Source organism: Pseudonocardia sp. SID8383 (genome assembly GCF_009864975.1).
GTDB lineage: Bacteria > Actinomycetota > Actinomycetes > Mycobacteriales > Pseudonocardiaceae > Pseudonocardia > Pseudonocardia alni.
On record NZ_WWFY01000159.1, the window covers coordinates 1 to 819 of the forward strand.

The 819-nt window shown below is 77.4% G+C and carries 1 protein-coding gene; it reads left to right on the forward strand.

Annotation, left to right across the window (positions count from 1 at the left end; genetic code table 11):
• The coding region (locus GTW08_RS03890) for a beta-ketoacyl reductase (protein WP_161151430.1) at positions 1–819 on the forward strand (819 nt) is incomplete at both ends.

Below are 819 nucleotides of genomic sequence, written 5' to 3' on the forward strand. Positions count from 1 at the left end.
CCGATCCGGTCGTGGCCCCCGCCGCACTGGTCGCCGCGCTCGCCGCCACCGAGGACGAGCCCGACCTCGCCGTCCGCGCCGACACGGTGCTCGTGCCGCGGCTGGTCCGGGTCCGCACCGACGCCGAGCCGCACCGGTGGAACCCCGACGGCACCGTCCTGATCACCGGCGGGACCGGCGGCCTCGGCGGTGTCCTGGCCCGGCACCTCGTCGCCGAGCACGGCGTACGGCAGCTGCTGCTGGCCGGCCGTCGCGGTCCGGACGCCCCCGGCGCCGCCGAGCTGGTCGACGAGCTCACCGCGCTGGGCGCGACCGCGCACGCCGTGGCCTGCGACGTCACCGACCGGGCCGCGGTCGCCGCGCTGCTCGCCGGCATCCCCGACACGCACCCGCTGACCGCCGTCGTGCACACCGCGGGCGTCGTCGACGACGGCGTGATCGGCTCGCTGACCCCGGAGCGCCTCGACACCGTGCTGCGCCCCAAGGCCGACGCGGCCTGGCACCTGCACGAGCTCACCCGCGACCTGGACCTGGACGCCTTCGTCCTGTTCTCCTCGGTCGCCGCCACCTTCGGCAGCCCCGGGCAGGCCAACTACGCCGCGGGGAACGCCTTCCTCGACGCGCTGGCCGTGCACCGACGGTCGGCCGGGCTGCCCGCCGTCGCGCTGGCCTGGGGGCCGTGGAGCCGCGTCGTCGGCATGACGGGCTCGCTCAGCGACGTCGACGTGGAGCGGATCGCCCGCTCCGGGATGCCACCGCTGACCCCGGAGCAGGGGACGGCCCTGTTCGACGCCGCCCTCGCGGCGACCGCCGACGGAA